Raw genomic sequence first — 4,925 nt, 5'->3', positions numbered from 1 at the left:
AGCCCACAAGGGGAGAAGGGAGAGCGCTCACCATTATTCGTCGCGCGAGATGATTTCCTCGCCGCCGATGACCAGCCTGAGGCCGAGGTGGCCGGCGCGGCGGCGGGCGAGGAAGCGCGGGCGGCGCGTGGTCGAAACGCGGCCCTTGCGGCGGTCCTGCGCCGGCAGCGTCTTGATGGCGGCGCCGAGCGATTCCTCCAGCGTGCGGGCAACGCCGTCGGCTTCGATCAACAGCATCGGCAGGCGGTAGGCGTCGGCCCAGGCGCGCCAGTCGGCGGCGACATCGTCGAGATCGTCGGCCACCAGCAGCGGCACCGACAGCATCGGATCATTGTGCAGGAGCTCAAGGGTCACCGTGACATTGCCATCCGGATCCTCCATCGCGCGGGCGGCCACGCCGCGAAACGCATTGGCGGGCAGAGCGATGATCGCCGGCACGCCGCTCATCTCCAGCGTGCGGCGAATGACGGCGCCACGCTGGTCGATGGTGAAGGTAACGTCGCCATAGTCGTCGCGGGTGGCGTAGCTTGCCACCTGCGGCAGGCGGAATGGGTCGAGGCGCATATTGCACCCGGCCCAGACTGGCTTCAGTCCGGTGTTCATAGATTGCCTTTCCTGTTTCTCCTGAGAGCCGGCTTGCGGTTCTCTCCGGGCCGGTTTGTCCAGCCTCGTTGTGGAGAAACATTAGCGCGCGCTTCTTACCGCGGCGCTTAAGAAAGTCAGTTAAATTTTGCTGATCTCAGGCGATGGTTATCGGAATGCCACCGGGCTCACGCTGACGAAAGGATCAGATAACCTTACCGGGGTTCATGATGCCGGCCGGATCGAAGGCCGCCTTCACCCTGCGCATCAGCTCGATCGCCATCGGCGGCGCCGTCGCGATCAGTTCGTCACGCTTCAACTGGCCAATGCCGTGTTCGGCCGAGATCGAGCCGTGAAAGCTGCGCACGACGTCGTGCACGGCCTTGTTCATGGCGTGGTAGAGACCGAGAAACGCCTCGTCATCGCCATCCACCGGCCGGGAAATATTGTAGTGCAAATTGCCGTCGCCCATATGGCCGAAGCAGACGACGCGGGCACCCGGGCTGACGGATTGTACCGCGCCGGCTGCCTTGTCGATGAATGACGGGATGGAGGCCACCGGCACCGAGATGTCGTGCTTGATCGAGGCGCCCTCCGGCTTCTGCTGGTCGGGCAGCACCTCGCGGAAATTCCAGAAGTCGTCGCCCTGCGCGATGCTTGCCGCAATCACCGCATCGCCGACGATCTCCTGCTCGAGACCTTCCGACAGCACCTCCTCGATCAGCCCCCGTGCATCCCCGGCCGAACGGCCCGACGATATTTGCATAAGCACATACCACGGCCAATCCTCGGCCAGCGGTCGCACCACGCCTTGCGTGTGGGCAAGCGTGAAGTCGTAAGGCCGCTGGCCGATCAGCTCGAAGGCGGTGAGTGCGGCGCCGGCGCGGTCCATCGCCAGGCTGAACAGGGAGAGTGCGGCTTCGGGCGAGGACATTCCGACAAAAGCCACCTCGCGCCCCTTGGGCTTCGGGAAAAGCTTGAGCACGGCGGCGGTGACGACGCCGAGCGTGCCTTCCGCGCCGACGAACAGGTTCTTCAGATCGTAGCCGGTGTTGTCCTTCTTCAGCTTGCGCAAATCGTCGAACACTTCGCCCGTCGGCAGCACCACCTCGACGCCGAGGCAGAGCTCACGCGCATTGCCATAGGCAAGCACGCCGGTGCCGCCGGCATTGGAAGAGAGATTGCCGCCGATCTGGCAGGAGCCCTGCGCGGCGAGCGACAGCGGAAACAGCCGGTCGGCGGCATCGGCCGCTTCCTGCAAAGTCTGCAGGATGACGCCGGTCTCGACGGTGACCGTGTTGGACAAGACATCGATCTCGCGGATGCGGTTCAGCCTGGACAGCGACAGCACGATCTCGCGGCCGGACCTGTCAGGCATCTGGCCGCCGACCAGCCCGGTGTTGCCGCTTTGCGGCACGATCGGCGTGCCGGTCTCGCTCGCCAGTTGCATGATGCGGCTGACTTCTTCGACACTGCCGGGCCTCAGCACCAGCGCCGTCCTGCCATGCCAAAGGCCGCGCCGCTCGGTGAGATAAGGCGCGATATCCTGCTGGTCGCGAAGCGCATATTTGTCGCCGACGATTGTCGCGAAGCGGTCGATCAGGGTGGGGTCGAGATCCCGGGATATGTCGTTCATGGGCTAGAAACCTCAATCAATGTTGTCACGCAATCTTGTCACGCGGGGCGGCGGCGCGCGACAGCCGGTCGTTGATCGCCTCGCCCAGCCCGTCGAACGGGATGGGCTCGACGGCGATCGTCCTGGCGCCGGTGCGATCAAGATCCTGCATATGGGCGAAAAGGTTGCTCGCCGCCTCGCGCAGATCGCCTGTTACCGACAGGTTGCGCAGGGCGGCAGCGCCTTGCCAGCCTTCGGCGCGGCGGCCGCCAAAAGCCAGCAAGGCCTCGCCCCTGGCGATTTTCCCGGCGTTGACCCGCACCGCGGCGCCCGGCGCGTAATGCGAGGCGAGCATGCCTGGCGCCTCGATGCCTTCGGCGCCACGCAGCAGCGCCATGCCAGCAACGGCCTCGATCTCCCCGGCGGCAATGCCGCCCGGCCTCAGCAGTCGCAGCTTTGCGCCTTCGACCTTGACGATCGTCGATTCCAGCCCGACCGGCGTCGCCCCGCCATCGACCACTAATCTGATCCTTGAACCGAGATCGGCTGCCACGGCTTCAGCGGTCGTGGCGCTGATCTTGCCCGAGGAATTGGCGCTGGGCGCCGCAAGCGGGCGGCCGAGCCTGGCGATGAGCTCGCCGCCAAACCCCCGGGGCATGCGCAGCGCGATGGTGTCGAGGCCCGCGGTGACCAGCGGATGAATGTCGTTGCCGCGGCGTTGCGGCAGCACCAGCGTCAGCGGCCCCGGCCAGAATGCCCGCGCCAGCCGTTTCGACAGCGGGTCGAACAGCGCGATGCGTTCGGCCATCGCCAGGTCGGCGACATGGGCGATCAGCGGATTGAAGCGCGGCCGGCCCTTGGCCTCGAAGATGCGGGCAACGCCAACGCCATTGGTCGCGTCCGCGGCCAGCCCGTAGACGGTTTCCGTCGGAATGGCGACGACGTCGCCGCTTTCCAGCAGCGCCAGCGCCATTTCCATCGCATCGCCGACGGCGCGTATTTCAACCACGGTCGTTACCTCACAGATGCCGGCTGCGTAGTACGGCGGCGGCCGTGGGGCAAGTCCGGGCGTCAGTGAATCATCAACCGCTAAAATGCGATGTTTCCCCGCAAGCCCGCATCAATCCCCGCAAAGTATGGTGCCGGCTTCTTGGGCAAGGGGAATTATCATGGTTTCGGTGCGCATTCTTGGAGCGCTTGGTTTCATCCTGACGGCGGGCGAAGCGCAGGCTTCGTCCATCATTGTTTTCGGCGCACCGTCTTCGACGCCATCCGTCGTCAAGCTCGGCGCGCCCGAGACGGTGGCTATGGCCGAGAGCACAAAGCCCGGTCTCTCGACGCCGTCGATCGTGGCGCTCGGCGCCGCTGTGCCCGACGTCACCTATGAAAAGGTCGCGGCGATCCCGAACCAGCCCGAGCACAAACGCGGCTTCATGCCAGGCCCGATGATCATTCGCGGCGGTATTGTCGGTGGCGACTTTTCTGTTCCGACACCGGCCACCGCTGCGGCTGCACCTCAGGCAGGGTCCGACAACAAGACAGAAGCGGCGAACAGCCCGCCCGCGACGCCGCAGCCGACACCCATCCCCGAGACCGACAAGGCCAAGTAGCCGTTCGGCGACCCTGGTCCAGGTCGACGTTTACACGAACAGCGTGCGCGTCAGGACCAGGGCGGCGCTCGCACGCCGTCCTGATCCGTCGACAGAAACTTCGTCGGTCCAAAGGCCTCAGGCAGCGACTTCCTCATCCTTGTCGTCGGTGGACGCCTCGTCGGACTCGTCTTCTTCGTCGTCGTCATCGTCCTCTTCGTCAGCGTCGCCTCCTTCGGCCTTCACGCTGTCGTCGTCTTCCTCGTCGTCACCTTCTTCATCTTCGTCGTCGTCATCGTCATCGTCATCCGAGAGGGTGGCGGCTTCTTCGTCTTCAGCGCCTTCCTCGTCCGTAGCTTCGCTGTCTTCGTCGTCGCCTTCCTCGTCTTCCGACAGAGTGGCGGCCTCGTCGTCCGCAGCAGCGGCGGCCTTGTCGAGGGTCGTTTCGGCAACGGATTCAAGCGCCTCGGCGGGGGCCGGGGTTTCTTCTGTCACTTCGATTTCGTGAGCGGAATTCATGGAAGCCTCCGTGGGGTTGGGGAACATGTCCCTTTTGCCACGGAGAGATCATCGTCATATGACTGTAAGCCGGCTCGAACGGCCGGCTGGAAAGAAAATTTTGTTCGCTTCAGCCGGCGATCCTGGAGAAATCGGCGACCTGATCGGTGGCTGCGCGAATGCGGGCAAGCAACGCCAGGCGATTGGCGCGGACCGCCTGATCCTCGTCATTTACGAGCACTTGCTCAAAGAATGAATCAACCGGCTCGCGCAACACGCTAAGCGCCAGCATGGCAGCGGAAAAGTCTTCGTTTCGAATCGCTTCGCCGGCTTGCCTCTCAGCTTGATTCACTGCCGCAAACAGCGATTTCTCGGCCGCTTCTCGAAACAGCGCCGGCTCAACATGGTCGGCAATCGCCGTTTTCTTCTTCCCCTCGGCGGCCAGGATGTTTGCCGCACGCTTGGTACCGGCAAGCAGATTCTTGCCATCCTCGGTGCCGAGGAAGGAGCCGAGTGCTTCGACCCGGCGGACGATTTGCAGGAGGTCGTCGTTCGGCGATTGGCCAATCTCCCCCCTTGTGGGGGAGATGCCCGGCAGGGCAGAGGGGGGCGTGACAGAATGAGACGTTGGCGGGACAGCG

6 protein-coding genes are annotated in these 4,925 nt (G+C 64.5%); 1 reads left to right on the top strand and 5 read right to left on the bottom strand.

The annotated features are described in order from the left end of the window. Window positions 1-33: 33 nt before the first annotated feature. From MESS4_RS11915 to MESS4_RS11905, 3 genes are all read right to left on the bottom strand, one after another. Window positions 34-603: a DUF6101 family protein gene (locus MESS4_RS11915; RefSeq protein WP_006330394.1), complete on the bottom strand. Its 570-nt coding sequence runs from the start codon at window positions 601-603 to the stop codon at window positions 34-36. A gap of 184 nt (window positions 604-787) precedes the next feature. Next, window positions 788-2,218, bottom strand: coding sequence for an FAD-binding oxidoreductase (locus MESS4_RS11910; RefSeq protein WP_006330393.1), 1,431 nt, complete (start codon window positions 2,216-2,218; stop codon window positions 788-790). A gap of 25 nt (window positions 2,219-2,243) precedes the next feature. Next, window positions 2,244-3,206: an L-threonylcarbamoyladenylate synthase gene (locus MESS4_RS11905; RefSeq protein WP_006330392.1), complete on the bottom strand. Its 963-nt coding sequence runs from the start codon at window positions 3,204-3,206 to the stop codon at window positions 2,244-2,246. 160 nt (window positions 3,207-3,366) lie between these two features. On the opposite strand from MESS4_RS11905, the gene MESS4_RS11900 reads away from it, so the two are divergent. Beyond that, window positions 3,367-3,807: a hypothetical protein gene (locus MESS4_RS11900; RefSeq protein WP_006330388.1), complete on the top strand. Its 441-nt coding sequence runs from the start codon at window positions 3,367-3,369 to the stop codon at window positions 3,805-3,807. A gap of 117 nt (window positions 3,808-3,924) precedes the next feature. Here the strand turns inward: MESS4_RS11900 and MESS4_RS11895 are convergent, their stop codons facing one another. Both MESS4_RS11895 and MESS4_RS11890 read right to left on the bottom strand, forming a co-directional pair. Continuing rightward, entirely contained in the window at window positions 3,925-4,305 is a 381-nt protein-coding gene (locus MESS4_RS11895) for a hypothetical protein (protein WP_006330386.1), read from the bottom strand. 109 nt (window positions 4,306-4,414) lie between these two features. Next, window positions 4,415-4,925 (bottom strand): DALR anticodon-binding domain-containing protein (locus MESS4_RS11890; RefSeq protein WP_036241108.1); only part of this gene is annotated, 511 nt, incomplete at its 5' end.

The sequence above is a fragment of the Mesorhizobium sp. STM 4661 genome (assembly GCF_000359125.1).
Classification (GTDB): Bacteria; Pseudomonadota; Alphaproteobacteria; order Rhizobiales; family Rhizobiaceae; genus Mesorhizobium.
Note: the sequence above shows the minus strand (reverse complement) of the source record. Positions and strands in the feature narration are given on the sequence as shown.

Excerpts from the sequence above, each read along its gene's own strand:
- MESS4_RS11900 (WP_006330388.1), top strand. The coding sequence starts at position 3,367 with ATGGTTTCGGTGCGCATTCTTGGAGCGCTTGGTTTCATCCTGACGGCG.
- MESS4_RS11915 (WP_006330394.1), bottom strand. The coding sequence starts at position 603 with ATGAACACCGGACTGAAGCCAGTCTGGGCCGGGTGCAATATGCGCCTC.
- MESS4_RS11895 (WP_006330386.1), bottom strand. The coding sequence starts at position 4,305 with ATGAATTCCGCTCACGAAATCGAAGTGACAGAAGAAACCCCGGCCCCC.
- MESS4_RS11910 (WP_006330393.1), bottom strand. The coding sequence starts at position 2,218 with ATGAACGACATATCCCGGGATCTCGACCCCACCCTGATCGACCGCTTC.